The following is a 25,707-nucleotide window of genomic DNA, read 5'->3' on the forward strand; positions in this document are numbered from 1 at the left end:
AGTGTGCCCACCCGGATGTCATCATTTCGTGAAGCTCAGGTCATGAGGGTGTCATGAGTGGCTTAGCGCCAGCTGGCTGATGACGCACACCGAGCCGTCCGTGGCGGGTGTGTCATCGGTAAAGTCCACCTGGTTGTACACCCCACCATGGAACTTCAGTGTACGCGTGGCCCAGCTGGGGCTGAGCTGAAGTCCCGAAGTCGTGCCCGTGCGGCCGTTGCAGCTGGCGCTGACCGTGCACGCGCCGGCCCCGGTCACCTCGATGATGACGTCGAAGCGAGCACCCAGCGGGACGTCGGTCAGTACCGTACTGCTGGAAGTGCTGAGCTGGTTGAATTCGGTACGGAAACCGACGGTGATTCTGGCCTTGTTCCAGAACACCTTGATCGGAGGGCTGTCATCGTCTTTGACGTGCAGCTGGGCAATCACCACTTTCTGCGCCAGGTTGACCTTCTGCAGCGTCATTGTCTGGTGGTTGCGGTGCCGCGCGGCGCTGTTCAGTGCCCAATAGGCAGGCTCTTTCCATTCGCAGCGGGTGCGGTGGGTACTTTTGCTGGCGGCGCCCTTGGTCGGTGCGCTCAGGCGCACCGAGCCATCACTCAGGCGGGTAACCACTTCGGGCAGTGTGGCCAGTGCCTGGGCGCCGGTCAGCTCCAGGGCTAGCGGGTTGGTCGCGGATTTTGCAACGGGGGTGGTGATGATGAGGTTGTCGATGTTTACAGTCATGGATGTTCTCCTTGAAAAACGACAGGTCCTGCATCATTTGCGAGGGTGGCCAGCATGGGCGTGGTTCAGTGAAATTTCACCGCAATGGACCGAGGGCGAATGGCGCGCATAAAAAAGCCCGCCATGAAGGCGGGCAAGCAACGTTTGAAGGGAGAGCCTGCAGGCTGCCCTCGGCCGGTTAACCCGGCATTAACGAGCGCTGACGCATTGACCTGCGCAGCCGATCGGCCTATACAGGCCTGCCACCCGCCCAGGAGCCAGCATGCAAGACGAAGACGACCTGCACGAACCCGAGCACGATCACCTGCTTGACCATGAATTCCTCTACGACGATGTGCAGCCCGAAGCGGATGCCCAGGGCGCCGAGGACGAGGTAGAGGAAGACGAAGAAACGCTGGATGACCTCGATGACGAGGAGCGCGATCACCCAGCCTGGTTCGACGACTGCGACGACGACTGAGTCAGCGCCCGTCCAGCGAAAAACGCCCGGGGCCACTCACGGCCAGCGCCAGCATGCCGCCCATGATGCTGAGGTTTTTCAGAAACTGGGTCATGTTGGCGCTGCGCTCAGGGTCGACCATGTTCCAGAACGGGTGGCCCAGCAGCGCCGTGCCGAGCACGAACAAGGCCAGCAGGAAGGCCAGTGGCCGGGTGTAGAAGCCGAGGATCAGCAGGATGCCGACGACCAGCTCCATGAGCACCGCAACGGCTGCTGCCAGCATCGGCGCAGGGGCGCCGAGCGAGGTCATGTAGCCGACCGTGCCCTCGAACCCGGTAAGCTTGCCCCAGCCAGACAGGACGAACAGGATCACCAGCAGCACGCGGGCAATCAGCAGAATGATGTCGCGTTGACCTTCGAACAGGGAATAGCGCATGGCGGCGCTCCAGTGGGCGGGTACATGCTCCACTCTAGCAGCTGCATCAGGGATTGCTGACGGGCAGCAAAAAGGCGCCGCAAGGGCGCCTTTTCGGGAAGTTTGGTGCGAGTGGCGGGACTCGAACCCGCAAGGCTCACGCCGACAGATTTTAAGTCTGCTGTGTATACCAATTCCACCACACTCGCACGCTTGAAGGGGTCGCTAAGACCGGCTCGCTTCTAAGCAGAAGGGCTTCGCAATCAAGCGCGCTTTATAACCCATCGTTATAGTTGAGTCAACCGCAGCACCTATCATCAACAGAATGAAGGGTCGATCCAATGGGCAATTGACACCTTGCTGTCATTACGCCACTGTTGCCCCCCGGATGAGTGTATGGCGATGACTCTATCCTCTGCTTGCGCGCACGGCATCTACTTGCGACTGTTCTGGCAACTGTTGTTCGTACAGATGGTCATACTGGTTGGCTTCCTCTACTTCAGCCTGATCAGCCTGGGCGGTTACCTGCTGCTGCTGGGGTTCGATGCCGAACACGCTCAGCCGCAGCGCCTGATGGCCCTGGCCGGTGGCGCGCTGATCCTGTTGGCCAGCCTGTGGCTGCTGAAGTTGGCGATGCCGCGGCGCATAAGCCCCGCGGGTGGTTGAGCCTGAGCGTTGACCTCGCCAGCCACCCGACTGGGTGCTCGCCCGTGCGCACGCTCGGCGGAGTGCATTTTTCCTTGCCGTAGCGGTGGAGTTCGCATGGTTTCAACTGATAGCCCCGACCACCCGGTCATGTCGGCCCTGCGCTATGAGCAGCTGGTTCAGTCGGTGGTGGATTACGCCATCTACATGCTCGACCCGTCTGGCCATGTAGTGTCATGGAATTCCGGGGCGCAACGGATCAAGGGCTACCGTGCCGATGAAGTGATCGGCCAGCATTTCTCGTTGTTCTTCACCCCGCAGGATTGCATCGAAGGCCTGCCGGAACGCTTGCTGCGCCAGGCGCTGGAGCAGGGCGTGGCGCAGCATGAAGGCTGGCGCGTTCGCAAGGACGGTACCCAGTTCTGGGCCTTGGCCGCACTGGATGTGATCCGCGATGAACAGGGCCGGATCGTCGGCCTGGCCAAGGTGACCCGGGACATCACCGACCGGCGCGAGTCGGCGTTGCAACTGGACGCGATGCGCGCCCAGCTGTTCCAGGCGCAGAAGCTCGAAGCCCTCGGCCAGTTGACCGGGGGCCTGGCGCATGACTTCAACAACATGCTGACCATCATCATCAGCTCGGCGCGCCTGGCGCTGACCACCCAGGACCCGGCACGTGCCCAGCGCATGCTGCAGCACATTCTCGACGCCGGGCAGCGCGGCACCGAGCTGACCCAGCAGTTGCTGAGTTTTGCCCGCCACCGCAAGCTCGATGTGGCCTGTATCGCCCCGGCGAACGTGGTTGCCGCCACCCATGGTCTGCTGGAGCATGCCCTGCCGGATTCGATCGACCTCCAGGTGCTGCTGCAACCGGACCTGCCGTTGATCGAGGTGGATGCCGGGCAACTGCAGATGGTGCTGCTCAACCTGCTGTTCAATGCCCGCGATGCCATCGCCGGGCCGGGCCGGATCAGCCTGACAGTCGATGGGGTGGAGCTGGCCGGCGAGGTAGAAGGGTTGCACGGCGGATTCGTGCGTTTCGAGGTGGAGGACAGCGGCGAGGGTATTGCCGCAGCGATACTGCCGCGCATCTTCGAGCCGTTCTTCACCACCAAACCGTTCGGCAAGGGTACCGGCCTGGGCCTGAGTCAGGTGTATGGCTTTGCCAGGCAGAGCGGCGGTGCCATTCACGTGGAAAGTGAAGTGGGTCGGGGAACCTGCATGCAACTTTACTTGCCCATCTATCAGGCCCGAACGGAAAGCCAACTCGACAGGTAGAACACCATGGCACAGCAACTAAGGCGGCTGGTGACGGGGATCGAAGGGCTTGATGCGTTGCTCCAGGGTGGCCTGGTGGCCGGCGCGTCCTACATCATTCAGGGGCCGCCGGGGGCCGGCAAGACCATCCTCGCCAACCAGCTGGCCTGCAGCCATGTGCGCGGCGGCGGTCGCGTGCTGGTGGCGACCTTGCTCAGCGAGTCGCACGAGCGGCTGTTCCAGTACCTGGCGACCCTGGAGTTCTTCGACCCGACGCTGGTCGGCGACGCCATCCAGTTCGTCAGCGCCTTCGACGCCCTCGAGCAGGAAGGCCTGGACGCCGTGGTGCGCCTGCTGCGCCAGGAAATCGTCCGCCAGCAGGCCAGCCTGCTGATCGTCGATGGCGTGCTCAATGCCCGGGTGCGTGCGGAAACAGCGCTGGATACCAAGAAATTCGTCTCCGAGCTGCAGGGCCACGCGGCCTTCGCCGGCTGCACCGTGCTGCTGCTGACCAGCGCCCGGCTGGAAGAAGGCAGCCCCGAGCACACCATGGTCGACGGCGTGATCGAACTGGGCGAGCAACTGTACGGCAGCCGTGCCGTACGCCATATCCAGCTACGCAAGACGCGCGGTAGTGCGGCATTGACCGGGCGCCATGAATGCCTCATCGATGGAAGCGGCATGCATGTCTACCCACGCCTGGAATCGCTGTTCAGCCACCCCAGCCAGGCCGGTAGCGCCACCCTGGAACGGGTCAGCAGCGGGGTGGCGAACCTGGACGAAATGCTCGGTGGTGGCCTGCCCGTGGGTTCGGTCAGCCTGCTGATCGGGCCCTCGGGTATTGGCAAGACGTCGTTGGGCCTGGCGTTTCTCGCTGCCAGCAGCCCGCAGGCGCCGGGGCTGCATTTCGGCTTCTACGAAACGCCGGAACGCCTGCGCATCAAGGCCGCCTCGCTGGGGCACGATTTTGCCGCGATGGAACAGCGCGGCAGCTTGCAGCTGTGCTGGCAGCCGACCACCGAGGGCCTGCTGGACCAGGTGGGGGCGCGCCTGCTCGAACGGGTCGAGGCGCAGGGCAGCAAGCGCGTGCTGATCGACAGCCTGGGGGCATTCAGCCGCCTGGCCATCGACCCGGCACGGCTCAACGCGTTTTTCCGCGCCCTGGCCGGCGAACTGCGTGCGCGCGACGTCAGCGTGATGCTGACCTGGGAAATGCGCGACATCTTCGGCGCCGAAATCACCGCCCCGGCCCCGGACCTGTCGAGCATCGTCGACAACCTGATGCTGATGCGCTTCGTCGAGCTGGATTCACAGCTGCGGCGCATGCTGTCGATCCTCAAGGTGCGTGACAGCCACCATGACCCTGCCTTGCACGAGCTGCTGATCCGGCCGCACGGCATTACCCTGCGCAAGGCGTTCGAAGGCGCCAGCGGCGTGCTTTCGGGGACGCCGGTGCCGCAGGCGAGCGGGTAACGGGGCGGGCCGATGAACACCATCCTGATCGTCGATGACGAGTACCTGATCGCCGACATCCTCGGGTTTGCCCTGGAGGACGAAGGGTTTCTGGTGGAAAAGGCGAGCAACGGTTGCAAGGCGCTGGAGGCGCTGAAGGAAAAGCGTGTTCAGCTGGTCATCACCGACTACATGATGCCGTTGCTCAACGGTGAGGAGCTGGTGCGCTCGATGCGTGAAGACCCGGCCTTGAGCGGGTTGCCGGTCATCCTCATGAGTGGCGCGCAGGCCAACCAGGGATGCCCGGAACTGTTCGCCGCCGTGTTCGACAAACCGTTTGACATGGACTGCATGATCGCCAAGGTGCGCGAACTGCTCGGCACCTGAGGCGCGGGGCGATCAAGTTGTTCAGTGCGAGTCGTCGTGCTTTTCCGGGGCTGGGCTGCCGGCCTGGATACGCTTGAAGATCTCTTCCCGATGGACCTGAACATCTTTCGGTGCATCGATACCGATCCTCACCTGCATACCCTTGACGCCCAGAATGGTGACTTTGATGTCATCGTTGATGACGATGCTTTCGCCAACCTTGCGGGTGAGTATCAGCATGTAGTTCTCCTTGGTGATGTAAAAGTCCGTCGGGCTAGTTGCCACGGCGGCGGGAGCGTGTCCCTCTTCCTTCTCATTAAAGACGCTTTCGGCGGATAGTAATTCCCCGACAGACAAATTCTGTTGCGTGTCTTCAGTTGCAGGTGCCGAAGCAAACCGCCAGCGGTTTGTCGGCCAAGGTGCTCGGTGGCAAGAATAGGGGGCTTGGTGGCCAATGGGAAATTTCTTCGCATCATGGGTTGAATAGACCGGGTCAATGGTCGTCCTGTTCCTCAAGTGCCTGAAGAAATAACAGCAAGGCCACTTCTTCGCGGTCCAGCCCTTTGCGTATACGGCTTTTCGGCAAGTTTGCCAGGCGCCCCAGGGCATAGTGTTCAAGTACTGCCGGGTGAATGTAACAGCGCCGGCACACTGCCGGGGTATTGCCCAGGCGTGTGGCGACCTGGCGGACGATGGCGGCGACCTGGCGTTTGGCTTCGCTCTCGGGCTCCCAGGCCAGCGGCTTGAGCAGGTGCAGGGCCAGGCTGCTACCGGCCCAGGTGCGGTAGTCCTTGGCCGTGAAGTCGGCGCCGGTCAGCTGTTGCAGAAACTGGTTGACCTCGCTGGAGCCGACGCTGTGGCGCTGGCCGTTCTCATCCAGGTACTGGAACAGCGCCTGCCCCGGCAGCTCCATGCAGCGCTTGAGCAGGTTGGCCAGGCGCCGGTCGTTGAGACTGACCTGGTGTTCGACGCCGCGCTTGCCGCGGAACTGGAAACGGATGTTGCTGCCCTTCACCTCGACATGGCGGTTGCGCAGGGTGGTCAGGCCATAGGACTGGTTGTCGCGCAGATAGCGCTGGTTGCCGATCCGGATCAAGGTGTGGTCCAGCAGGCTGATCACCAGCGCCATCACCTTTTCCCGGTCCAGGCCTGGCCGCGCAAGGTGGGCTTGCAGTTGCGCGCGCAGCTTCGGCAGCGCCTGGGCAAACGCCAGCATGCGCCCGTACTTGTGCTGGTCGCGTACTTCGCGCCACTGCGCATGGTAGCGGTATTGCTTGCGGCCCCGGGCATCGCGACCTGTCGCTTGCAGGTGGCCCTGCGGGTCGGCGCAGATCCACACATCGGTATAGGCCGGGGGGATCACCAGGGCGGCGATGCGTGCCAGGGTGTCACTGTCGCGCACACGCTGGCCGTCGGTGTCCAGATAGATGAAGCGGCCGCGCCAGCGCCGCCGGGTCAGGCCCGGCTGGCTGTCGTCGACATAGTGCAGAGTGCGCGGCAGGGGGCAGTCGAGCATGGCGGGCAGGCCTCGATCAGTGGACTGATCAATGGACAGCAGCCAAGCGGCAGATGCTCAGCCGAGCAAGGCCACCGACTTGATCTGGGCAAACAGGACCTGGCCTGGGTGCAGGCCGAGCTGGTCTGCCGAGAACCGTGTGATGCGCGCGAGCAAGGCATTGCCGCCGGCATCCAGGCTGACCAGCACCTGCGCCGGGTTGGCGGCCGGGCGGCTGGCGCGCACACGCACAGGCAGGCGGTTGAGAATGCTCGACGTGCTGTCGGCTGTCAGGGCCAGGCTGACATCCCTGGCCTGCACCTTGACCCGCAGGCGGCTGCCCGTCGCCTGGGGCGGGTGGGCGATGCGCAGCAGCGGCCCATCGTTGCCGGGCAGGCGCAGGTCGAGCAGTTCGTAGTGCGGGTCGTGGCCCACCACCGTGCCCTCCAGCACCACACCGGCATCCTCGCCCTGGGCCAGCGACAGATCGAGGCGCGCCAGGGTTTCGCCGATCGGGCCGCTGGCGATCGCCTGGCCTTGCTCCAGCAACACCAGGTGGTCGGCCAGGCGCGCCACTTCGTCCTGGGCGTGGCTGACATATACAACGGGGATGTTCAGTTCGCCGTGCAGGCGTTCCAGGTAGGGCAGGATCTCGCGCTTGCGCGGCCCGTCCAGCGCGGCCAGCGGCTCGTCCATCAACAGCAGGCGCGGGCTGCTGAGCAGGGCGCGGGCGATGCCGACCCGCTGCGCTTCGCCGCCGGACAGGGTCGCGGGCCGGCGCGCCAGCAGGTGGCCGATGCCCAACAGCTGGCAGGCCTGGTCGAGGCTGACCTTACGCTGGGCAGCGGCCACCCGGCGCCAGCCGAACTCCAGGTTGCCGCGTACCGACAAGTGAGCGAACAGGCTGGGCTCCTGGAATACGTAGCCCACCGGACGCAGGTGTGGCGCGAGAAAGCTGCCGCTGGCGCTGTCCTCCCAGACTTCGCCGTTGACTTCGATGTAGGCGCTGGTGGCCCGTTCCAGCCCGGCCAGGCAACGCAGGCAGCTGGTCTTGCCAGAACCGGAGTGGCCGAACAGCGCGCTGATGCCGCGCCCGGGCAGGTGCAGGTCGACGTCCAGGGTAAAGTCGTCACGCGCCAGTTGCAGGCGGGCCACAATCGATCTGTTCATTTCAGCTCCAGCCCGCTTTGCCACGGCGCCCGCTGTACAGCAGAAGCAGCACCAGGAACGAGAACACCAGCATCACCGCGGCCAGCCAGTGGGCTTGCGTGTAGGCCATGGCCTCGACGTGGTCGAAGATCTGCACCGAGACCACGCGTGTCTTGTCGGGGATGTTGCCGCCAATCATCAGCACCACGCCAAACTCGCCCACTGTATGCGCGAAGCCGAGGATGCTGGCGGTGATGAAGCCCGGGCGAGCCAGTGGCAGCACGACATGGACGAAGCTGTCCCACGGGCTGGCGCGCAGCGTGGCAGCCACTTCCAGCGGGCGTTGGCCGATGGCAGCGAAGGCGTTCTGCAGCGGCTGGACCACGAACGGCATGGAGTAGATCACCGAGCCGATCACCAGGCCTGTAAAGCTGAACACCACGCTGCCCAGGCCTAGTGCCTGGGTCGCCTGGCCCAGCCAGCCGTGCGGGCCAAGGGCGATAAGCAGGTAAAAGCCGATGACCGTGGGTGGCAGCACCAGCGGCAAGGCCACCAGCGCGCCCACCGGCCCGCGCAACCACGAGCGCGTACGCGCCAGCCACCAGGCGATCGGCGTGCCGATGATCAGCAGAATCAGGGTGGTCAGGCTGGCCAGTTTCACGGTCAGCCAGATGGCGCCCAGATCACTGGCGTCCAGCGGCATCAGATTTCATAACCGTAGGATTTGATCACCGCTGCGGCTTTCGGGCCTTTCAGGTAGTCGACCAAGGCTTTGGCGGCGGGGTTGTTCCGGCCTTTTTCGAGGATCACCGCGTCCTGGCGGATGGGCGCGTGCAGTGATGCCGGAACGATCCAGGCCGAACCGCTGGTGACCTTGCCGTCCTGGTAGATCTGCGACAGGGCGACGAAGCCCAGTTCGGCATTGCCGGTGGAGACGAACTGGAACGCCTGGGTAATGTTCTGCCCCTCGACCAGCTTGGGCCGGGTGGCTTCGGTCAGCTTCAGCTTGGCCAGTACCTGGGTGGCGGCCAGGCCATACGGTGCGGTTTTCGGGTTGGCGATGGACAGGTGCTTGAAGGCGTTGTGCTTCAACACTTCGCCGTTGCCATCGACATAGCCGGGCGTGGCCGACCACAGGGCCAGGGTGCCGATGGCATAGGTGAAGCGCGAGCCTGGGACGATGGCGTTTTCCTGCTCGAGCTTGGCCGGGGTGCTGTCGTCGGCGGCGAGGAACACCTCGAACGGCGCGCCATTGCTGATTTGTGCGTAGAACTGGCCAGTGGCGCCATAGGCGGCGACCAGTTTGTGGCCGGTGTCTTTTTCGAAGTCCTTGGCGATGGCCTGGATGGGGGCGGTGAAATTCGCTGCGACCGCGACCTGGACTTCTTCGGCCCAGGCTGTGTTGAAGGTGAACAGGCTGGCCAGTGCAGTGGCAGCCAGGCAGGAAGGGCGGATACGCATGAACACAGCTCCTTGGGTTATCGTTATATTCTTAACTATATAGCGATAGGCCGTAGGCCGGGAAGGGGTCGTGTGCATAGCAGGTCTGGCCTCATTCGCGGGCTTGCCCGCTCCCACAGGCCACCCTCGCATTCGAATGCTGTGTAGTTCTTGTGGAGCGGGCAAGCCCGCGAAGAGGCCAGACCTGCTTAAGCAGATGCCGGCCGGCCAACCACGGCCAGCGCTTTTGCGGCAATCTCGCGGGTCAATTCATCCGCCGGCATATGCCTGCCCAGCCGCAGCGCCTGCCCCGACCACAGGTTGCTGAAATCGCTGTTACCCTGCGCATCGGTAATCGCCCGCAGCGGCATCAAGGCACCGCCGGCCAACGGAAAACGCGGTGCCAGTTCGCTCATCGGCCCCAGCTCGCGCATGATGCGGTTATTGATGCCGCGCGCCGGGCGGCCGGTGAACAGGTTGGTCAGCGCCGTGTCGCTGGCGGGCGCGCTGTCCAGCGCCTGGCGATGCGCCGGCGAGACCTTGGCCTGCGGGCAGAACAGGTAGGCCGTGCCGATCTGCACCGCCGAAGCGCCCAAGGCCAGTGCCGCCACCAGGCCGCGGTGGTCGCCGATGCCGCCTGCGGCGATCACCGGCACGCTGACCGCATCGGCCACCTGCGGTACCAAGGCGAAGGTGCCGATCTGGCTGGTGATGTCGTCGCTGAGGAACATGCCGCGATGGCCACCCGCTTCATAGCCCATGGCAATGATCGCGTCGCAGCCGTGGCGCTCCAGCCACAGCGCTTCCTCTACGGTGGTGGCGCTGGACAGCACCTTGGCGCCGCTGGCCTTTACCCGTTGCAGCAGGTCGGCCTGCGGCAGGCCGAAGTGAAAGCTCACCACCTCCGGGCGCAACTGCTCGACCAGCTGGCAGGCCTGTTCGTCGAACGGCGCGCGGTTGGACACCGGCGTGGGGGCAGTGAAGTCGGCACCCACTTCCCGGTAATAGGGCTCGAGCGCCTGCTTCCAGCGGGCAACGCGCTCGGCATCGGGCGCTGGCGGCTGGTGGCAGAAGAAGTTCAGGTTCAACGGGCGACCCGGGCAGCCGGCGCGGAAGGCGGCGATTTCGGCGCGTACCTGATCGGCGCTGAGCATGGCGCAGGGCAGGGCGCCCAAGCCCCCCGCCAGGCCCACGGCGATGGCCATCGACGAACCCGTGGCGCCGGCCATGGGCGCCTGCAGGATGGGCAACTCGATGCCCAGCAGGTCGAGGATGCGGCGGTCGGGCCAGTGGCTCATGCGGGTCTCCTTGCGCGGGCGGTCGGTGCGGGGGGCGAAGCTGGGCGGTTACAAGGCCTTGCTGACCTGGATGTCGCTGATTTTCTCGGCGTCGTCGCCGTGAATCTTGCGCAGGGCTTGCAGCGCTTGCTCGTGGGAAGCATCGGGCATCAGCGCGAAGTCCCAGCGGCGCTGGCCGTCGAGCTTGTACTTGATGACGTACTTGGTGGTCTGGGTCATGGTGGCCTTATCTTAGTTGCGACGACGAACGACGGATGATCTTGATCTTGTGCGTCAGGCTGGGTTTGCGCGTGACCGAGATCGGGCGAGTGGTCACGGTATCGATGGTGATGTTCCAGAAGCCGGTGCTGGGCACGGTGATCTTGGCCGGGAACTTGTCGAAATGGCCGCCGTGGTAGGTGTGACGGCCGCCATTCTTGAAGCTGCGGAAGTTGGCGTCGTTCATCAGGCGGATGTTGCAGCGCTGAGAGCATTCGATGACGACGATGTCGTCCTCGTTCAGGTGCTCGCGCTGGTGTACGAATTTCATGTGATGCTCCGCAAGGATTGGCTCTGCAAAGGCAAACGATACCACGATGTCGGGTTACACTGCCGCGCCGTTCCGCCAGGCGTGGATAAATCTGCCAAAGCAGGGAGCAAAACCGCCTGGCCGTGGTCGAATTGGATTCTTGAAGGCAGAGGTGCTGCAAATGAAGTGGATGGTGGCTGCGTTGTCGCTGACGCTAGGTGGCTGTGTGAGTGTCACGGAACTGGAGCAATCGCATGAAACGCTGGATGTGATTTCCGGCAAATCACCGCGCGCGTATGCCGATTGCATCAAGCAGAAGCTGGCCGATACCCGTGACCCGCTGGTGGAAGAGCCGCGCGGCGATGGCCTGCGGCTGATCGTGCCACAGAAGATCAGCTCGGGCGTGGGCCCGGCGGCGCTGGTGGATATCGACAAGCGTGGCAGCGGCAGCAGCATCAAGCTGCATGAGCGGCTGAACAACTTCCCGCTGCGCCTGGGCGATGTGCGCACCGCAGCTACCCAGTGCATCTCCGGGAGTTGACGCAAGGCAACTGATCGCACTCCTTTTGCTTATATGTTTTAGGCCTAAGCATATAACAACAGAAAAGGAGATTCGTGATGACACCCTTGAGACGCGTCGTGATCGGCAGTTTGCTGGTCCTGGCCTGGCCCGCTGCGCATGGCGCCGATGGCCACAAGGTCTTCACCCAGGGCGGGGCCAACCCCGCCGCCATGGCATGCCTGGGTTGCCATGGCCCGGACGGCAAGGGCATTGCCGCTGCCGGCTTCCCACGCCTGGCCGGGCTCCCGGCCGCCTACCTCAGCAAGCAACTGCATGACTGGCGCAGCGGCAGCCGCAAGCAGCCGGTGATGGAGCCGCTGGCCAAGGCCTTGAGCGAGGAGGAAATCCAGGCGGTCAGCAGCTACCTGGCCAGCCTGCCGGCCGACCCGGCAGGCGACCTGCGCCGTCAGCAGATTGCCACCGACCCGACCACGCGCATGGCCCTGTACGGCGACTGGAGCCGGCAGATCCCCGGCTGCGTGCAATGCCATGGCCCGGGCGGTGGCGGGGTGGGCGAACACTTCCCGCCGTTGGCCGGGCAGCCTGCCAGTTACCTGGTGGCGCAGCTCAACGCCTGGCGTGACGGCAGCCGCAGCAACGACCCCAACCAGCTGATGGTCGGCGTGGCCAAGGCCATGACCGCTGACGAGATCACGGCTGTTGCCGAGTTCTTCGCCCGCCCCGCCAGCCAGGAGGTCAAGCCATGAAACCGATGATTCCAGCCCTGTTGTTGCTGGCCGTGGGCAGCGCCCAGGCCGCGCCGATTGCCATGGAAGACCAGTCGCAGTTGAAAGTGCCGGGGGTACAGGCCGCGCCGCAGTTCGCCCCGCCAGCGGAAAGCGAGCTGCCCGACAATGCCTTCGGCAAGATGGTGCGTCAGGGCCACGCGCTGTTCGTCGACACCCGCAGGCTGATGCCCGAAGCGGTGGGCAACGGCATGAACTGCAGCAATTGCCACCTCGACCAGGGCCGTCTGGCGCATTCCGCGCCGATGTGGGGCGCGTACCCGATGTACCCCGCCTATCGCAAGAAAAACGACAAGGTCAACACCTACGCCGAGCGTATCCAGGGCTGCTTCCAGTTCAGCATGAACGGCAAGCCGCCTGCGGCCGACAGCCCGCAGATGACCGCCCTGGCGGTGTATTCGTACTGGCTGTCGACCAAGGCGCCGACTGGCGTCGAGATTGCCGGGCGTGGCTACCCGGAGGTGCCGCAGCCCAAGGGCGGCTACGATTTCAAGCGCGGCCAGCAGGTTTACCGCGAGCAATGCGCGATTTGCCACGGCGACAACGGTGAAGGGCAGAAAGTGGCGGGCGAGTATGTGATGCCGCCGCTGTGGGGCAAGGATTCCTACAACTGGGGCGCCGGGATGCACCGCATCAATACAGCGGCGTCGTTCATCAAGTACAACATGCCGCTGGGCAAGCCCGGTAGCCTGAGTGACCAGCAGGCCTGGGACGTGGCAGCGTGGATCAACCGCCATGAACGGCCGCAGGATCCGCGGCTGGTGGAAGGGTCCATCGAGAAGACACGGGTTAAATTCCATGCCAATGACGGGGTGAATCTTTATGGACAGAAGGTCGATGGGGTACTGATCGGGCAGGGGACCGGTAGCTGATGTATTGCCTGTACCGGCCTCTTCGCGGGCTTGTCCGCTCACAGTAATGCACAGTACTCAAAACCTGTGGCAATCCTGTGGGAGCGGGCAAGTCCGCGAAGAGGCCGGTGCAGCCCCTGCTTGCCGTCATCCGGCGGTCATGTATGACAGCAATATTCACCATTCCTTGGAACTATCTACACTGGGTTATCTCTATCTTCCCATCGATCGGTCGCAGGGGGGGCATTGTAAGGTGACTGCCGCCTGATTAGACTGCGCCGAATTCCACAGGCCTAGCCTTTTGTAAGGACGTATATGATCAAAAAATGCTTGTTCCCGGCAGCCGGTTACGGCACTCGCTTCCTGCCCGCTACCAAAGCCATGCCCAAGGAAATGCTGCCGGTGGTCAACAAGCCACTGATCCAGTATGGCGTTGAAGAGGCGCTGGACGCCGGCCTGAGCGAGATCTCCATCGTCACCGGGCGCGGCAAGCGTGCGCTGGAAGACCACTTCGACATCAGCTACGAGCTGGAAAACCAGATCAAGGGCACCGACAAGGAAAAATACCTGGTCGGTATCCGTCGTCTGCTCGACGAGTGCTCGTTCTCCTACACCCGCCAGACCGAAATGAAAGGCCTGGGCCACGCCATCCTCACCGGCCGCCCGCTGATCGGCGACGAGCCGTTCGCCGTGGTGCTGGCGGACGACCTGTGCGTCAACCCGGAAGGTGACGGCGTGCTGACCCAGATGGTCAAGCTGTACAACCAGTTCCGCTGCTCGATCGTCGCCATCCAGGAAGTCGATCCGCAGGAAACCAACAAGTACGGCGTGATCGCCGGCGACATGATCCGCGACGACATTTTCCGCGTCACCAACATGGTCGAGAAGCCAAAGCCGGAAGACGCCCCGTCGAACCTGGCGATCATCGGTCGCTATATCCTTACCCCGGACATCTTCGACATCATCGCCAACACCGAGCCAGGCAAAGGTGGCGAGATCCAGATCACCGACGCGCTGATGCAACAGGCGCAAAACGGCTGCGTGATCGCCTACAAGTTCAAGGGCAAGCGTTTCGACTGCGGTGGCGCCGAAGGTTACATCGACGCGACCAACTTCTGCTTCGAGAACTACTACAAGACTGGCAAGGCTTACTAATAAGCCGCTACTTGTATCAAAGCTGCTGACTGGGGCTGCCTTGCAGCCCTTCGCGGGCTTGCCCGCTCCCACAGGTAATGTGCAAGCCTTCAAGGTTGCGCCACCTCTGTGGGAGCGGGCAAGCCCGCGAAGGGCCGCAAAGCGGCCCCAGTGCGTTATGCTGGGCGCCTGCCTAGGAGAGTGAATACATGGCCTACGATTTTGATCTGTTCGTGATTGGCGCCGGGTCCGGTGGTGTGCGTGCGGCGCGGTTCGCCGCAGGCTTCGGCGCGAAGGTGGCAGTGGCTGAAAGCCGCTACCTGGGCGGTACCTGTGTCAACGTCGGCTGCGTGCCGAAAAAGCTGCTGGTGTACGGCGCTCATGTCGCCGACGAGCTCGAGCAGGCGGCAGGCTTCGGTTGGACGCTCGAAGAAGGGCATTTCGACTGGGGTACCCTGATTGCCAACAAGAACCGCGAAATCGAGCGCCTCAACGGCATCTACCGCAACCTGCTGGTCAACAGCGGGGTCACCCTGCTGCAAGGCCACGCACGCCTCACCGGCGCCCACGAAGTGGAAGTGGACGGCCAGCGCTACAGCGCCGAACACATCCTCATCGCCACCGGTGGCTGGCCGCAAGTGCCGGACATTCCGGGCAAGGATCTGGCCATCACCTCCAACGAAGCGTTCTACCTCAAAAACCTGCCACGCCGGGTGCTGGTGGTGGGCGGGGGCTACATCGCCGTCGAGTTCGCCGGCATCTTCCAGGGCCTGGGCGCGGCCACTACGCTGCTGTACCGTGGCGACCTGTTCTTGCGCGGCTTCGACGGTTCGGTGCGCACGCACCTGAAGGAAGAGCTGGAAAAGCGCGGCCTCGACCTGCAGTTCAATGCCGACATCCAGCGTATCGACAAGCTCGAGGACGGCAGCCTCAAGGCCACCCTCAAGGATGGCCGCGAGCTGCTCGCCGATTGCGTGTTCTACGCCACCGGTCGGCGCCCGATGCTGGACAACCTGGGCCTGGAGAACACCGGCGTCGAGCTGGACGCCCGTGGTTACATCCGTGTTGACGAGCAGTACCAGACCACCGCGCCGTCCATCCTCGCCATCGGCGATGTGATCGGCCGCGTGCAGCTCACGCCGGTGGCCCTGGCCGAAGGCATGGCCGTGGCGCGACGCCTGTTCAAGCCCGAGCAATACCGCCCGGTGGATTACCAGAACATCCCTACTGCGGTGTTCAGCCAGCCGCCCATCGGTACCGTCGGCCTGACTGAAGAGCAGGCGTTGGAGGCCGGTTACAAGGTGCAGGTGTTCGAAAGCCGCTTCCGGGCGATGAAGCTGACCCTGACCGACATCCAGGAAAAGACCCTGATGAAGCTGGTGGTCGATGCCCAGAGCGACAAGGTGCTGGGTTGCCACATGGTCGGGCCCGACGCTGGCGAAATCATTCAGGGCCTGGGTATTGCCTTGAAGGCCGGTGCGACCAAGCAGCAGTTCGACGAAACCATCGGCGTGCACCCGACAGCGGCCGAAGAGTTCGTCACCATGCGCACCGTTACCCGCTGATGCAACTGGCTTCATCGCCGACAAGCCAGCTCTAGCAGGTATTGCACAAGTCTGAAGGCCTGTGCCGTACCTGTGGGAGCTGGCTTGCCGGCGATGAGGGCCTTGAATACTCCGCAATCCTTTGCTCAGCCCATTCCCTTCTATTAATAAACCTCGGTTATAGCCAAAACCAATCATAAGCATGAGCTTTGCCAATGAGCCTTCAGCGGGATGATTGGTTAGGATTCTCTCCATCAACTGATTCCAACCCCATGAAGGAGCGTCTCTCATGCCAATCATCAACAGCCAGGTCAAACCGTTCAACGCCACCGCCTACCACAAGGGCGAGTTCGTTCAGGTCAGCGAAGCCGACCTGAAAGGCAAGTGGTCCGTCGTGTTCTTCTACCCGGCCGACTTCACCTTCGTCTGCCCGACCGAGTTGGGTGACCTTGCCGACAACTACGCCGAGTTCCAGAAGCTGGGCGTGGAAATCTACGGCGTGTCCACCGACACCCACTTCACCCACAAAGCCTGGCACGACACTTCGGAAACCATCGGCAAGATCCAGTACCCGCTGATCGGTGACCCGACCCACGTCATCTCGCGCAACTTCGACGTGCTGATCGAAGAAGCCGGCCTGGCCGATCGCGGTACCTTCGTGATCAACCCGGAAGGCCAGATCAAGATCGTCGAACTGAACGACGGTGGTGTAGGCCGCGATGCTGCCGAACTGCTGCGCAAGGTCAAAGCTGCCCAGTACGTTGCCGCTCACCCAGGCGAAGTCTGCCCGGCCAAGTGGAAAGAAGGCGAGGCCACCCTGGCGCCATCGCTGGACCTGGTCGGCAAGATCTAAGCCGATGTGCAAGCCGTGGGCGGTAAGCAGCCGCCAAAGCTGAAGTACCTACCGCCCCGTAAAAGCGCCCGGGCGACCTCGCCTGGGCGTTTTTGTATCCGAGTTTTGAAAAAGGAATCGCCCGTATGTTGGACGCCACGCTTAAATCGCAACTGAAAACCTACCTGGAGCGGGTCACCCAGCCGATCGAGATCGTTGCCTCCCTCGACGACGGCGCGAAGTCCCGCGAATTGCACGACCTGCTGGTGGAAATTGCCGGCCTGTCGAACCTGATTACCTTCAGCGCGGACGGTGCCGACGCCCGTCGCCCCTCGTTCTCGCTGAACCGCCCGGGAGCCGACATAAACCTGCGCTTCGCCGGCATCCCCATGGGCCACGAATTCACCTCGCTGGTGCTGGCGCTGCTGCAAGTCGGCGGCCACCCGTCCAAGGCCAGTGCCGAAGTGATCGAGCAGATCCAGGCGCTGGAAGGCCAGTTCACCTTCGAAACCTATTTCTCGCTGTCGTGCCAGAACTGCCCGGACGTGGTCCAGGCGCTGAACCTGATGGCGGTGCTCAACCCCAACGTGCGCCACGTGGCCATCGACGGTGCGTTGTTCCAGGATGAAGTCGAGTCGCGCAAGATCATGGCGGTGCCGAGCATCTACCTGAACGGCGAATTGTTCGGCCAGGGCCGCATGGGCCTGGAAGAAATCCTCGGCAAGATCGACAGCAACGCCGGCGCCCGCCAGGCGGAGAAGATCAACGCCAAGGACGCCTTCGATGTGCTGGTCGTCGGTGGCGGCCCCGCAGGCGCAGCTGCTGCCATCTACGCAGCGCGCAAAGGCATCCGAACCGGCATTGCGGCCGAGCGTTTCGGCGGCCAGGTGCTCGATACCCTGGCCATCGAGAACTTCATCTCGGTGCAGGAAACCGAAGGGCCGAAGCTGGCCACGGCGCTGGAAGAGCACGTCAAGCAGTACGATGTCGACATCATGAACCTGCAGCGCGGTGAAGCGCTGATCCCGGCCACCGATGGCGGCCTGCACGAAGTCCGTCTGGCCGGCGGCGCCTCGCTCAAGGCCAAGACCGTGATCCTCGCGACCGGTGCCCGGTGGCGCGAAATGAACGTGCCGGGCGAGCAGGAATACCGTGCCCGTGGCGTGGCCTACTGCCCGCACTGTGACGGCCCGCTGTTCAAGGGCAAGCGCGTGGCAGTGATTGGCGGCGGTAATTCGGGCGTGGAAGCGGCCATCGACCTCGCCGGCATCGTCGCCCAGGTGACGCTGATCGAGTTCGACAGCCAACTGCGTGCCGATGCGGTATTGCAGCGCAAGTTGCACAGCCTGCCGAACGTGAAGGTGATCACCAGCGCGCTGACCACCGAGGTGCTGGGCAATGGCGAGAAGGTGACCGGGCTGCGTTACAAGGACCGCACCAGCGACCAGCAGCATGAAGTAGCGCTGGAGGGCATCTTCGTGCAGATCGGCCTGCTGCCGAACACCGACTGGCTGAAAGGCACTGTCGAGCTGTCGCCGCGTGGCGAGATCATCGTCGATGCCAAGGGCCAGACCAGCATCCCTGGCGTGTTTGCAGCGGGTGACGTGACCACCGTGCCGTACAAGCAGATCGTGATTGCGGTGGGTGAGGGTGCCAAGGCTTCGCTGGCGGCCTTCGATCACCTGATCCGGACTTCGGCCCCGGCGTAAGCCCGTACCGGCCTCTTCGCGGCTAAAGCCGCTCCCACAGAGATAGTCACAGTTTTCAACAGCTGTGCAATCCTGTGGGAGCGGCTTTAGCCGCGAAAGGGCCGGCGCAAGCAAAGCAGCGCTTGAGGGTGTCTATGATTACTGCACACCCCTCAGGAATCACAGCCATGACCCTGATCAGCCGCGAACCCTGGTGGCTACTCCCGCCAACGCCCGGGCAGACAGAGCAGGACCTGCACTGGGGCTACCTGGAAATCTACGCCGACGGCCGCACCGTGTTCGTCGACCAGCGCCCCAGTGAGCGGGAACTGGCCGAGCGCAAGAGCTGCCGCAACTTCCCCGACCCCGAGCCGTGACGCCTCAGCCTTCCAGTTCGGCCAGGCGTGCTTCCAGTGCCGCGATCCGCGCTTCGAGCGCTTCGAGGCGTTCCTCCGAGACCGTGCCGCCGCTGCTGCGTGCACCCCCTTCGTGCTGGCGTGCCGCCAGGATCGCCTCGATTTCCGCCGGGTCGCCCAGGGCATGGGTGTAGCGGTCTTCGCGCTGGCCGGGCTGGCGCGGCAGGTGCAAGGCCAGGCCGCGCGAGATCAGGCGCTCCAGCTGGTGCTGGATCTGTTCGGTGTCGTCGAAGTCGTGCAGGCGGTTGCTGCGGGTCAGCAATTCATTGAGGGTTTGCGGGCCGCGCAGGAACATCAGGCCCATCAGCACCAGCTGCGCCGGCACCAGTTCCAGCGCCTTGTCGACCCGGTGCTCCCAGCGGTCGGCACGGCTACCCATCTGCAAGCGGGCCATGTCCTGCCCCTCGAGGGCACGCAGCGCCTGGCCGACCTGGCCCTGGGTCAGGTTCATCACCGGCTCGCGGCTGGTTTTCTGATTGCAGGCCAGGACCAGGGCATTGAGGGTCAGCGGGTAGCTTTCCGGGCTGGTGGCCTGCTTTTCGATCAACGCCCCGAGAATGCGCACCTCGATGCTGTTGAAGCGGCCTTCACCTGCGGTTTCGTGTTCTGACATGGCCCTGTCTCATTGCTGGGAAAAGGACACTAGCCTAGGTAAAGCGCCAGGCTTAAGCAATCACTGGCTTGCCGGCGAAGGGGCCGCAGCGCGGCCCCGGCGCCCTCAAGCTCCGCGCCGCTCCTCGGCCAGGCACGCCGCTGCAGTAAACAGCACGTCGGTCGAAGAATTCAGCGCCGTCTCGGCCGAGTCCTGCAGCACGCCGATGATGAAGCCCACCGCCACCACCTGCATGGCAATTTCGCTGGGGATGCCAAACAGGCTGCACGCCAGCGGAATCAGCAGCAGCGAACCACCGGCCACACCCGAAGCGCCGCAGGCACAAATGGCCGCCACCACGCTGAGCAGCACAGCCGTCGGCAGGTCTACCGGGATGCCCAAGGTATGCACCGCCGCCAGGGTCAGCACGGTGATGGTGATGGCGGCACCGGCCATGTTGATGGTCGCCCCCAGCGGGATCGACACCGAATAGGTGTCTTCATGCAGGCCGAGGCGCTCCGACAGGGCCAGGTTGACCGGAATGTTGGCCGCCGAGCTGCGTGTGAAGAACGCGGTAATGCCGCTTTCGCGCAGGCACAGCAGGGTCAGCGGGTAGGGGTTGCGGCGGGTTTTCCAGTACACGATCAGCGGGTTCATCACCAGCGCCACGAACAGCATGCAGCCGATCAGCACCGCCAGCAGGTGCAGGTAGCCGAGCAGGGCATCCAGGCCCGACTGGGCCAGGGTGGCGCTGACCAGGCCGAAGATACCCAGCGGGGCGAAGCGGATGACCACACGCACGATCAGGGTTACCCCATTGGACAGGTCCTCGACCACGGTGCGGGTGGTTTCGCCGGCATGGCGCAGGGCCACGCCAAGGCCGATGGCCCAGGTCAGCACACCGATGAAGTTGGCGCTGAGCAGCGCATTGATCGGGTTGTCGACCGCGCTCAGCAGCAGGTTTTGCAGGACCTCGGTGATGCCGCCCGGGGCGCTCAGCGTGGCCTCGCCGGTGCTCAGCGCCAGGTTCGACGGGAACAGCATGCTGGCGACCACGGCGACTACCGCAGCACCGAAGGTACCCAGCAGGTACAGCCAGAGGATCGGCCGAATGTGGGTTTCCTGGCCGTGGCGGTGGTTGGCGATCGAGGCCATGACCAGGATGAACACCAGCACAGGCGCCACCGCCTTCAGGGCGCTGACGAAGACCTTGCCAAGAAAGGCCATGTCGCGGGCGATGGCAGGTGCAAGCAGGGCCAGGGCGATGCCGGCGAGCAGGCCGATGACGATCTGCGTCACCAGGCTGGTGCGGTTGAGGAAGCGGAGGACGGGGGTCATGTGCAGCGGGGTCTCGGAATCGGGAAAGGGCGAGACTTTATCATAGTGCCACGGAGGGCTGTTCCGGCCTCTTCGCGGGTAAACCCGCTCCCACAGGTAAGGTGTAGTGCTTGGGCCTGTGATAACCCCGTGGGAGCGGGTTCACCCGCGAATGAGCCGCCACGGCTACCAATGAAACAACTCCCGCCGCGCCCCTTCGGTAATCGCCATGATCCCCGGGTGCTTGACCTTGCGCTCCACCGAAATGGCATAGAACGATTCATGCACGGCTTCGGTCTGCCCGATCAGCTGCACACCATACTGGCGGCACACCTCTTCGGCGATCACGCTGGGCGCGACGAAGATGCCGCTGCCCGACTGCCCGAACGCCTGCATCAAGGCACTGTCGTCGAACTCGCCGACGATCCGCGGGTGCACCTGCTGTTCACCGAGCCAGCGCAGCAGGCGGCTGCGGACCACGGTTTCCTGCCCGGGGATCAGCAACGGCGCATCCTGCAAGCAGCCCGGGAAGGGGCCGGCATGCCGCTGTGCCAGCGCCGGGGTAGCGAAAAAGCTCAGCCCGCACTCGCCCAGTTTCTGGCTGTAGCCCTTGATGTCGAGGTGGCTGGGCATGGGGCTGTCGGAAATCACCAGGTCCAGGCGCTGAATCGCCAGGTCAGCCAGCAGCCGTTCTAGCTTGTCTTCGCGGCAGTTGATGCGCAGTACATCGTCCAGCTCCATGGTCGGTGCCAGCAGGCGATAGACAATCGACTTGGGCACCACATCGGCCACGCCCACACGGAACAGGATCTGCTCCTGCGGGCCGGCCCGCAGCATGGCTTCCAGCTCGCCGCCCAGCTGGAACATCTGCTCGGCGTAGATCAGCGTCTGGCGCCCGGTTTCGGTCAGCTCCAGTTGCCGCCCCACGCGCTGGAACAGTTCCAGGCCGTAGGTCTGCTCGAACAGGCTGATCTGCCCGCTGATGGTTTGCGGGGTCAGGTTCAGCTGTTCGCTGGCGCGGGCGATGCTGCCGGTCTTGGCCACCGCCCAAAAGTAGTGCAATTGCCGATAGTTGAGCATCGCTGCGCTTTCCGGATTCGTAAAAACCGAAGTATAACCGCTGAAAATTCGAATTTTCCTGATGTATTACGCTCTTTAGAATGCCTCTCCATCAGGCGCCCGGAGGCGCCGTCGGAATATCGACAAGCGAGGAACCCATGCTGCAACTCAAATCCATCGGCACGCCGCTGGTACTGGCGCTGGCCCTGTTCACCCTGGCCGGTTGCGAGCAGGCTGAAAAATCTGCCCAGCAGATGCTCGACCAGGCCGCGCAAACGGCAAAGCAGGCCATCGACGACACCAACAAGGCCGCCCAGCAGGCGTTGAGCGAGGCCATCGGCAGCGAAGGGCGCAAGCCCGAGGAAGCCGCCAAGAAAGAAGACACCCAGGAAATCTGACCCCCAACCGCCGCTGCAGGACTTGAACAATGGAATATTTGCTGGAACTCGCCGCTAGCCCTACCGCCTGGGTTGCCTTGGCTACGCTGGTGGCCATGGAAGTTGTACTGGGCATCGACAACCTGATCTTCATCTCCATCCTGACCAACAAGCTGCCGCTGGAGTACCGCTCCAAGGCGCGCCGTATCGGTATCAGCATGGCCCTGGTGATGCGCCTGGCCTTGCTCAGCACGGTGGCCTGGATCGTCCAGCTGACCGACCCGGTATTCGAAGTGTTCGGCAACGCCTTCTCGTGGAAGGATGTGATCCTGATTGCCGGTGGCCTGTTCCTGCTGTGGAAGGCGACCAAGGAAATTCACGAAAACGTCGACCCGCACGGCGCCAAGGAAGAAGCCAAGGTTTCTTCTACCGTGACCCTGGGCTTTGCTGCGGCGATCTTCCAGATCCTGCTGCTGGACATCGTCTTCTCGGTCGACAGCATCATCACCGCCGTGGGCATGACCGAGCACCTGCCGATCATGATCATTGCCGTGATCACTGCAGTCATCGTGATGATGGTCGCCGCCGACCCGCTGGCCAACTTCATCAACGACAACCCCACCGTGGTGATGCTGGCCCTGGGCTTCCTGATCATGATCGGCATGACCCTGATTGCCGAAGGCTTTGGCGCCCACGTACCGAAGGGTTATGTGTATGCAGCCATGGCGTTCTCGACGGCGATCGAGATCCTCAACATCCTGGCCCGTCGGGCACGGTTGAAGCGTGAGGCGGCTGAAGGCTGACAGGAAAAGCGGGGCGCTCTGCGCCCCGTTCGCGGTCTCGCTGAAAATCTCGCTCAGTGCACCCCTGCATGCCGCCGCGCCCGGTGCCCGGGCTGGGGTTTGGCAGCGGCCTGCGGTGGCAGGTGGTGGTGGGAATGGCGCCGCACGATACGCAGTACACCCCATAGCATGGCGGCTGCGACGCTCAGCCACATGCTTATCAGCATGAGAATTGCCAGGGTAAGGCTCATCTGTGCCTCCATCTCTACGGCCAGCGCTCGATTGGTCAGCGTTGGCCTTCCAGACACTGCTTTAGTCTAGCGCTTTGCCTGTGACGTTCCATCGAACAAAGGTCTATCGCCAAGGCCGATTCGCTCCAAGCCGCTGTCGGACTATACCCGCGCCGCTGTCGGACCTATGATCGGTGGCCAGAGCCAGGCGCTGCCTGCCTGGCGTTGGAACAAGCGAGTGTCCATGCCGCAACCATCCTTAATCACCGCCCCCCGTCGTTTGCTGGCCGCCTGCCTGGTCGCCGCCAGCCTGGCCGGCTGTGCCAGTGCGCCGCCCGCCAGCCTCAATGGCCTGCCGCAGCGGGTCGAGATCAGCAGCGTGCCGTTCTACCGTGGTAACGCCAACCACAGCGGCGCCATGGCCTTGGCTGCGGTGTTGTCGCAGCAGGGCGCACCGATCACGCCGGGGCTGCTGGACAAGCCGCTGAACCTGCCTGAGGGGGCTGACGCGCTGGGCACGGCTATTCCGCGTGTGGCACGCGATTACGGCATGGTGGTGTACCCGCTGGACAAGCAGCTGGACGCGCTGCTGACCCAGGTGGCGGCGGGCAACCCGGTGCTGCTGCGTTACGAGGACGGGACGGCCTGGTGGGGCGAGCCCCGCTATGCCGTGCTGATTGGCTATGATCGTTACAAGCAGCGGGTGCTGTTGCGCTCGGGCATGCACCGGCGGCAGTTGATGGCATTCGACAGCTTTGCCTCGGCGTGGGCCGGGCAGGGCAGTTGGGCAGTGCTGGTGCAGCCACCGCGGCAGTTGCCGGCGCAGGTGGACCGACAGCGCTGGTTGCAGGCGGCAGATGAGCTGGCCAAGGCGGGGCAGGAAATTGCGGCGAAGCAGGCTGTTAGTAGCCTGAACAAGTAACTTGGCCTGTGCCGGCCCTTTCGCGGGTAAACCCGCTCCCACAGGAAACCCGCTGCCCTCAGGTCCAGTGATATCCCTGTGGGAGCGGGTTTACCCGCGAAAGGGCCAGGCCTGCCTACATCAGAAGCCCAGGCGATCACGCAGGCTGTAATACCAGGCGCCAAGGGCGCTGAACGGCACGCGCAGCATTTGCCCACCCGGGAACGGGTAGTGCGGCAGGCCGGCGAAGGCGTCGAAACGCTCGGCCTGGCCACGCATGGCTTCGGCCAGCACCTTGCCCGCCAGGTGGGTGTAGGTCACGCCGTGACCCGAGCAGCCCTGGGAGTAGTAGATGTTGTCACCGATACGGCCAACCTGCGGCAGGCGCGACAGGGTCAGCAGGAAGTTGCCGGTCCAGGCGTAGTCGATCTTCACGTTCTTCAGTTGCGGGAAGGCCTTGAGCATCTTCGGGCGGATGATCGCCTCGATGTTGGCCGGGTCACGCGCGCCATACACCACGCCACCACCGAAGATCAGGCGCTTGTCACTGGTCAGGCGGTAGTAGTCGAGCAGGTAATTGCAGTCTTCGACGCAGTAGTCCTGCGGCAGCAGGGTGCGCGCCAGTTCGTCGCCCAGTGGCTCGGTGGTGATCACCTGGGTGCCGCATGGCATGGACTTGCTGGCCAGTTCCGGCACCAGGTTGCCCAGGTAGGCGTTGCCCGCGACGATGATGAACTTGGCGCGGACCTTGCCCTGCGGGGTGTGCACCACCGGGTTGGCGCCACGCTCGATACGTACCGCCGGGGTCTGCTCATAGATGATGCCGCCCAGCGACTCGACCGCAGCGGCTTCGCCCAGGGCCAGGTTCAGCGGGTGGATGTGCCCGCCGCTCATGTCCAGCATACCGCCCACATAGTTGTCGCAAGCGACCACTTCGCGGATGCGCTTCTGGTCCATCAGCTCCAGCTGATTGTGGCCAAAGCGTTCCCACAGGCGCTTTTGCGATTCCAGGTGGCCCATCTGCTTGCTGGTCAGGGCGGCGAACACGCCGCCGTCCTTCAGGTCGCACTGGATGTTGTACTTGGCCACGCGCTCACGAATGATGCGCCCGCCTTCGAAGGCCATGTGGCCCAGCAGTTGTGCCTGCTGGGGGCCGACGGTGCGTTCGATGACGTCGATGTCGCGGCTGTAGCTGTTGACGATCTGGCCACCGTTGCGGCCCGACGCGCCGAAGCCGACCTTGGCCGCTTCGACGATGCTCACCTTGAAGCCGTTTTCCAGCAGGAACAACGCGCTGGACAGGCCGGTGTAGCCGGCACCGATGACGCATACATCGGTTTCCACCTCACCCTGCAGCGCCGGACGTGGCGGCACCGGGTTGGCCGAGGCGGCGTAGTAGGACTGGGGGTAGGGGGTGTTAGCCATGCTGCAGGAACCTCGTGTTTTATATTTTTAACGAATGTACCGATGCTATCAATAATAATAA

The 25,707-nt window shown here is 63.7% G+C and carries 30 protein-coding genes, 1 tRNA gene and 1 pseudogene; 16 read left to right on the forward strand and 16 right to left on the reverse strand.

The window, feature by feature from the left end; all coding sequences use genetic code 11:
* Positions 1 to 51 precede the first annotated feature (51 nt).
* On the reverse strand, positions 52 to 726 hold the full coding sequence (locus tag C6A77_RS06025; RefSeq protein WP_114168498.1) for a polysaccharide lyase family 7 protein: 675 nt from the start codon (positions 724 to 726) through the stop codon (positions 52 to 54).
* A 262-nt stretch (positions 727 to 988) separates the two neighbouring features.
* On the opposite strand from C6A77_RS06025, the gene C6A77_RS06030 reads away from it, so the two are divergent.
* A complete protein-coding gene (locus C6A77_RS06030; RefSeq protein WP_114168500.1) occupies positions 989 to 1,186 on the forward strand; it encodes a hypothetical protein in 198 nt (65 codons plus the stop codon).
* Between the two features lies 1 nt (position 1,187).
* Here C6A77_RS06030 and C6A77_RS06035 read toward each other — a convergent pair whose 3' ends face one another.
* Positions 1,188 to 1,601, reverse strand: a complete 414-nt coding sequence (locus tag C6A77_RS06035; RefSeq protein ID WP_114168502.1) for a DoxX family protein — start codon at positions 1,599 to 1,601, stop codon at positions 1,188 to 1,190.
* Positions 1,602 to 1,704: 103 nt separating this feature from the next.
* Positions 1,705 to 1,789 (reverse strand) — tRNA-Leu (locus C6A77_RS06040).
* Between the two features lie 193 nt (positions 1,790 to 1,982).
* Between C6A77_RS06040 and C6A77_RS06045 the strand changes: the two are divergent.
* The 4 genes and pseudogenes from C6A77_RS06045 (at position 1,983) to C6A77_RS06060 (ending at position 5,321) form a co-directional block, all read left to right on the forward strand.
* Positions 1,983 to 2,259, forward strand: a pseudogene (locus C6A77_RS06045) (hypothetical protein).
* Between the two features lie 83 nt (positions 2,260 to 2,342).
* On the forward strand, positions 2,343 to 3,503 hold the full coding sequence (locus tag C6A77_RS06050) for a PAS domain-containing sensor histidine kinase (RefSeq protein ID WP_114168504.1): 1,161 nt from the start codon (positions 2,343 to 2,345) through the stop codon (positions 3,501 to 3,503).
* A 6-nt stretch (positions 3,504 to 3,509) separates the two neighbouring features.
* Positions 3,510 to 4,955: an ATPase domain-containing protein gene (locus C6A77_RS06055; RefSeq protein WP_114168506.1), complete on the forward strand. Its 1,446-nt coding sequence runs from the start codon at positions 3,510 to 3,512 to the stop codon at positions 4,953 to 4,955.
* A gap of 12 nt (positions 4,956 to 4,967) precedes the next feature.
* Positions 4,968 to 5,321: a response regulator gene (locus C6A77_RS06060; RefSeq protein ID WP_114168509.1), complete on the forward strand. Its 354-nt coding sequence runs from the start codon at positions 4,968 to 4,970 to the stop codon at positions 5,319 to 5,321.
* Positions 5,322 to 5,342: 21 nt separating this feature from the next.
* On the opposite strand, the gene csrA is transcribed toward C6A77_RS06060, so the two are convergent.
* From csrA to C6A77_RS06095, 8 genes are all read right to left on the reverse strand, one after another.
* Complete coding sequence (csrA, locus tag C6A77_RS06065) at positions 5,343 to 5,540, reverse strand: carbon storage regulator CsrA (protein ID WP_004375914.1); 198 nt, start codon at positions 5,538 to 5,540, stop codon at positions 5,343 to 5,345.
* 253 nt (positions 5,541 to 5,793) lie between these two features.
* Positions 5,794 to 6,816 (reverse strand): DNA topoisomerase IB, encoded by a 1,023-nt coding sequence (locus C6A77_RS06070; protein ID WP_114168511.1) that lies wholly within the window; start codon positions 6,814 to 6,816, stop codon positions 5,794 to 5,796.
* Positions 6,817 to 6,873: 57 nt separating this feature from the next.
* On the reverse strand, positions 6,874 to 7,965 hold the full coding sequence (modC, locus tag C6A77_RS06075) for a molybdenum ABC transporter ATP-binding protein (protein ID WP_114168513.1): 1,092 nt from the start codon (positions 7,963 to 7,965) through the stop codon (positions 6,874 to 6,876).
* A gap of 1 nt (position 7,966) precedes the next feature.
* Positions 7,967 to 8,647: a molybdate ABC transporter permease subunit gene (gene modB / locus C6A77_RS06080; protein WP_114168515.1), complete on the reverse strand. Its 681-nt coding sequence runs from the start codon at positions 8,645 to 8,647 to the stop codon at positions 7,967 to 7,969.
* Positions 8,647 to 9,405, reverse strand: coding sequence for a molybdate ABC transporter substrate-binding protein (gene modA, locus C6A77_RS06085; RefSeq protein WP_114168517.1), 759 nt, complete (start codon positions 9,403 to 9,405; stop codon positions 8,647 to 8,649). The genes modB and modA overlap by 1 nt, the downstream gene beginning before the upstream one ends.
* A 188-nt stretch (positions 9,406 to 9,593) precedes the next feature.
* The gene (locus tag C6A77_RS06090; protein WP_114168519.1) at positions 9,594 to 10,682 is read right to left on the reverse strand and encodes a nitronate monooxygenase family protein; all 1,089 of its coding nucleotides are present in this window, start codon (positions 10,680 to 10,682) and stop codon (positions 9,594 to 9,596) included.
* Between the two features lie 48 nt (positions 10,683 to 10,730).
* On the reverse strand, positions 10,731 to 10,901 hold the full coding sequence (locus tag C6A77_RS25675) for a hypothetical protein (RefSeq protein ID WP_164497653.1): 171 nt from the start codon (positions 10,899 to 10,901) through the stop codon (positions 10,731 to 10,733).
* A gap of 7 nt (positions 10,902 to 10,908) precedes the next feature.
* Entirely contained in the window at positions 10,909 to 11,211 is a 303-nt protein-coding gene (locus tag C6A77_RS06095) for a DUF1883 domain-containing protein (protein ID WP_027916110.1), read from the reverse strand.
* 160 nt (positions 11,212 to 11,371) lie between these two features.
* Here C6A77_RS06095 and C6A77_RS06100 point away from each other — a divergent pair, with 160 nt between their 5' ends.
* The 8 genes from C6A77_RS06100 to C6A77_RS06140 all read left to right on the forward strand — a co-directional run bounded on the left by C6A77_RS06100 (position 11,372) and on the right by C6A77_RS06140 (position 18,924).
* Positions 11,372 to 11,731: a hypothetical protein gene (locus C6A77_RS06100; RefSeq protein WP_114168521.1), complete on the forward strand. Its 360-nt coding sequence runs from the start codon at positions 11,372 to 11,374 to the stop codon at positions 11,729 to 11,731.
* A gap of 77 nt (positions 11,732 to 11,808) precedes the next feature.
* Positions 11,809 to 12,459: a c-type cytochrome gene (locus C6A77_RS06105; RefSeq protein WP_114168523.1), complete on the forward strand. Its 651-nt coding sequence runs from the start codon at positions 11,809 to 11,811 to the stop codon at positions 12,457 to 12,459.
* A complete protein-coding gene (locus C6A77_RS06110; RefSeq protein WP_114168525.1) occupies positions 12,456 to 13,370 on the forward strand; it encodes a c-type cytochrome in 915 nt (304 codons plus the stop codon). The genes C6A77_RS06105 and C6A77_RS06110 overlap by 4 nt, the downstream gene beginning before the upstream one ends.
* Positions 13,371 to 13,664: 294 nt before the next feature.
* Positions 13,665 to 14,504 carry a UTP--glucose-1-phosphate uridylyltransferase GalU gene (gene galU / locus C6A77_RS06115; RefSeq protein WP_085590936.1) on the forward strand — a complete coding sequence of 280 codons (840 nt, stop codon included), beginning with the start codon at positions 13,665 to 13,667 and terminating at the stop codon, positions 14,502 to 14,504.
* A gap of 188 nt (positions 14,505 to 14,692) precedes the next feature.
* A complete protein-coding gene (gene gorA, locus C6A77_RS06125) occupies positions 14,693 to 16,048 on the forward strand; it encodes a glutathione-disulfide reductase (RefSeq protein ID WP_114168527.1) in 1,356 nt (451 codons plus the stop codon).
* A gap of 268 nt (positions 16,049 to 16,316) precedes the next feature.
* Complete coding sequence (gene ahpC, locus C6A77_RS06130) at positions 16,317 to 16,880, forward strand: alkyl hydroperoxide reductase subunit C (RefSeq protein ID WP_054884952.1); 564 nt, start codon at positions 16,317 to 16,319, stop codon at positions 16,878 to 16,880.
* A gap of 125 nt (positions 16,881 to 17,005) precedes the next feature.
* Positions 17,006 to 18,568 carry an alkyl hydroperoxide reductase subunit F gene (gene ahpF / locus C6A77_RS06135; RefSeq protein WP_114168529.1) on the forward strand — a complete coding sequence of 521 codons (1,563 nt, stop codon included), beginning with the start codon at positions 17,006 to 17,008 and terminating at the stop codon, positions 18,566 to 18,568.
* A gap of 167 nt (positions 18,569 to 18,735) precedes the next feature.
* On the forward strand, positions 18,736 to 18,924 hold the full coding sequence (locus tag C6A77_RS06140; RefSeq protein ID WP_114168530.1) for a hypothetical protein: 189 nt from the start codon (positions 18,736 to 18,738) through the stop codon (positions 18,922 to 18,924).
* A gap of 4 nt (positions 18,925 to 18,928) precedes the next feature.
* Here C6A77_RS06140 and C6A77_RS06145 read toward each other — a convergent pair whose 3' ends face one another.
* The 3 genes from C6A77_RS06145 to nhaR form a co-directional block, all read right to left on the reverse strand.
* Complete coding sequence (locus tag C6A77_RS06145; protein ID WP_114168532.1) at positions 18,929 to 19,576, reverse strand: DUF480 domain-containing protein; 648 nt, start codon at positions 19,574 to 19,576, stop codon at positions 18,929 to 18,931.
* 105 nt (positions 19,577 to 19,681) lie between these two features.
* Positions 19,682 to 20,893, reverse strand: coding sequence for a serine/threonine transporter SstT (gene sstT, locus C6A77_RS06150; RefSeq protein ID WP_114168534.1), 1,212 nt, complete (start codon positions 20,891 to 20,893; stop codon positions 19,682 to 19,684).
* Positions 20,894 to 21,058: 165 nt separating this feature from the next.
* Complete coding sequence (gene nhaR, locus C6A77_RS06160; RefSeq protein WP_114168538.1) at positions 21,059 to 21,952, reverse strand: transcriptional activator NhaR; 894 nt, start codon at positions 21,950 to 21,952, stop codon at positions 21,059 to 21,061.
* Positions 21,953 to 22,089: 137 nt separating this feature from the next.
* Here nhaR and C6A77_RS06165 point away from each other — a divergent pair, with 137 nt between their 5' ends.
* Entirely contained in the window at positions 22,090 to 22,329 is a 240-nt protein-coding gene (locus tag C6A77_RS06165) for a hypothetical protein (RefSeq protein ID WP_114168540.1), read from the forward strand.
* A gap of 29 nt (positions 22,330 to 22,358) precedes the next feature.
* Positions 22,359 to 23,111 carry a TerC family protein gene (locus tag C6A77_RS06170; RefSeq protein WP_114168542.1) on the forward strand — a complete coding sequence of 251 codons (753 nt, stop codon included), beginning with the start codon at positions 22,359 to 22,361 and terminating at the stop codon, positions 23,109 to 23,111.
* A 53-nt stretch (positions 23,112 to 23,164) separates the two neighbouring features.
* Here C6A77_RS06170 and C6A77_RS25680 read toward each other — a convergent pair whose 3' ends face one another.
* Positions 23,165 to 23,341, reverse strand: coding sequence for a hypothetical protein (locus C6A77_RS25680; protein WP_164497654.1), 177 nt, complete (start codon positions 23,339 to 23,341; stop codon positions 23,165 to 23,167).
* Between the two features lie 166 nt (positions 23,342 to 23,507).
* On the opposite strand from C6A77_RS25680, the gene C6A77_RS06175 reads away from it, so the two are divergent.
* On the forward strand, positions 23,508 to 24,242 hold the full coding sequence (locus C6A77_RS06175) for a peptidase C39 family protein (protein ID WP_114168544.1): 735 nt from the start codon (positions 23,508 to 23,510) through the stop codon (positions 24,240 to 24,242).
* Between the two features lie 120 nt (positions 24,243 to 24,362).
* Here C6A77_RS06175 and C6A77_RS06180 read toward each other — a convergent pair whose 3' ends face one another.
* On the reverse strand, positions 24,363 to 25,646 hold the full coding sequence (locus C6A77_RS06180; protein WP_114168546.1) for an FAD-binding oxidoreductase: 1,284 nt from the start codon (positions 25,644 to 25,646) through the stop codon (positions 24,363 to 24,365).
* Positions 25,647 to 25,707 lie beyond the last annotated feature (61 nt).

The organism is Pseudomonas sp. AFG_SD02_1510_Pfu_092 (assembly GCF_003331055.1).
In the GTDB taxonomy this organism is placed as follows: domain Bacteria; phylum Pseudomonadota; class Gammaproteobacteria; order Pseudomonadales; family Pseudomonadaceae; genus Aquipseudomonas.

Bases quoted from the DNA above. Each gene is read 5' to 3' on its own strand.
- ahpF (WP_114168529.1), top strand. From the start codon at position 17,006: ATGTTGGACGCCACGCTTAAATCGCAACTGAAAACCTACCTGGAGCGG.
- C6A77_RS06105 (WP_114168523.1), top strand. From the start codon at position 11,809: ATGACACCCTTGAGACGCGTCGTGATCGGCAGTTTGCTGGTCCTGGCC.
- nhaR (WP_114168538.1), bottom strand. From the start codon at position 21,952: ATGCTCAACTATCGGCAATTGCACTACTTTTGGGCGGTGGCCAAGACC.
- C6A77_RS06110 (WP_114168525.1), top strand. From the start codon at position 12,456: ATGAAACCGATGATTCCAGCCCTGTTGTTGCTGGCCGTGGGCAGCGCC.
- gorA (WP_114168527.1), top strand. From the start codon at position 14,693: ATGGCCTACGATTTTGATCTGTTCGTGATTGGCGCCGGGTCCGGTGGT.
- C6A77_RS06140 (WP_114168530.1), top strand. From the start codon at position 18,736: ATGACCCTGATCAGCCGCGAACCCTGGTGGCTACTCCCGCCAACGCCC.
- C6A77_RS06095 (WP_027916110.1), bottom strand. From the start codon at position 11,211: ATGAAATTCGTACACCAGCGCGAGCACCTGAACGAGGACGACATCGTC.
- C6A77_RS06055 (WP_114168506.1), top strand. From the start codon at position 3,510: ATGGCACAGCAACTAAGGCGGCTGGTGACGGGGATCGAAGGGCTTGAT.
- C6A77_RS25675 (WP_164497653.1), bottom strand. From the start codon at position 10,901: ATGACCCAGACCACCAAGTACGTCATCAAGTACAAGCTCGACGGCCAG.
- C6A77_RS06070 (WP_114168511.1), bottom strand. From the start codon at position 6,816: ATGCTCGACTGCCCCCTGCCGCGCACTCTGCACTATGTCGACGACAGC.
- sstT (WP_114168534.1), bottom strand. From the start codon at position 20,893: ATGACCCCCGTCCTCCGCTTCCTCAACCGCACCAGCCTGGTGACGCAG.
- C6A77_RS06100 (WP_114168521.1), top strand. From the start codon at position 11,372: ATGAAGTGGATGGTGGCTGCGTTGTCGCTGACGCTAGGTGGCTGTGTG.
- C6A77_RS06090 (WP_114168519.1), bottom strand. From the start codon at position 10,682: ATGAGCCACTGGCCCGACCGCCGCATCCTCGACCTGCTGGGCATCGAG.
- C6A77_RS06060 (WP_114168509.1), top strand. From the start codon at position 4,968: ATGAACACCATCCTGATCGTCGATGACGAGTACCTGATCGCCGACATC.
- C6A77_RS06035 (WP_114168502.1), bottom strand. From the start codon at position 1,601: ATGCGCTATTCCCTGTTCGAAGGTCAACGCGACATCATTCTGCTGATT.
- C6A77_RS06050 (WP_114168504.1), top strand. From the start codon at position 2,343: ATGGTTTCAACTGATAGCCCCGACCACCCGGTCATGTCGGCCCTGCGC.
- C6A77_RS06180 (WP_114168546.1), bottom strand. From the start codon at position 25,646: ATGGCTAACACCCCCTACCCCCAGTCCTACTACGCCGCCTCGGCCAAC.
- C6A77_RS06165 (WP_114168540.1), top strand. From the start codon at position 22,090: ATGCTGCAACTCAAATCCATCGGCACGCCGCTGGTACTGGCGCTGGCC.
- csrA (WP_004375914.1), bottom strand. From the start codon at position 5,540: ATGCTGATACTCACCCGCAAGGTTGGCGAAAGCATCGTCATCAACGAT.
- modC (WP_114168513.1), bottom strand. From the start codon at position 7,965: ATGAACAGATCGATTGTGGCCCGCCTGCAACTGGCGCGTGACGACTTT.
- galU (WP_085590936.1), top strand. From the start codon at position 13,665: ATGATCAAAAAATGCTTGTTCCCGGCAGCCGGTTACGGCACTCGCTTC.
- C6A77_RS06170 (WP_114168542.1), top strand. From the start codon at position 22,359: ATGGAATATTTGCTGGAACTCGCCGCTAGCCCTACCGCCTGGGTTGCC.
- C6A77_RS06145 (WP_114168532.1), bottom strand. From the start codon at position 19,576: ATGTCAGAACACGAAACCGCAGGTGAAGGCCGCTTCAACAGCATCGAG.
- C6A77_RS06175 (WP_114168544.1), top strand. From the start codon at position 23,508: ATGATCGGTGGCCAGAGCCAGGCGCTGCCTGCCTGGCGTTGGAACAAG.
- C6A77_RS06025 (WP_114168498.1), bottom strand. From the start codon at position 726: ATGACTGTAAACATCGACAACCTCATCATCACCACCCCCGTTGCAAAA.
- modB (WP_114168515.1), bottom strand. From the start codon at position 8,647: ATGCCGCTGGACGCCAGTGATCTGGGCGCCATCTGGCTGACCGTGAAA.
- C6A77_RS25680 (WP_164497654.1), bottom strand. From the start codon at position 23,341: ATGAGCCTTACCCTGGCAATTCTCATGCTGATAAGCATGTGGCTGAGC.
- ahpC (WP_054884952.1), top strand. From the start codon at position 16,317: ATGCCAATCATCAACAGCCAGGTCAAACCGTTCAACGCCACCGCCTAC.
- C6A77_RS06030 (WP_114168500.1), top strand. From the start codon at position 989: ATGCAAGACGAAGACGACCTGCACGAACCCGAGCACGATCACCTGCTT.
- modA (WP_114168517.1), bottom strand. From the start codon at position 9,405: ATGCGTATCCGCCCTTCCTGCCTGGCTGCCACTGCACTGGCCAGCCTG.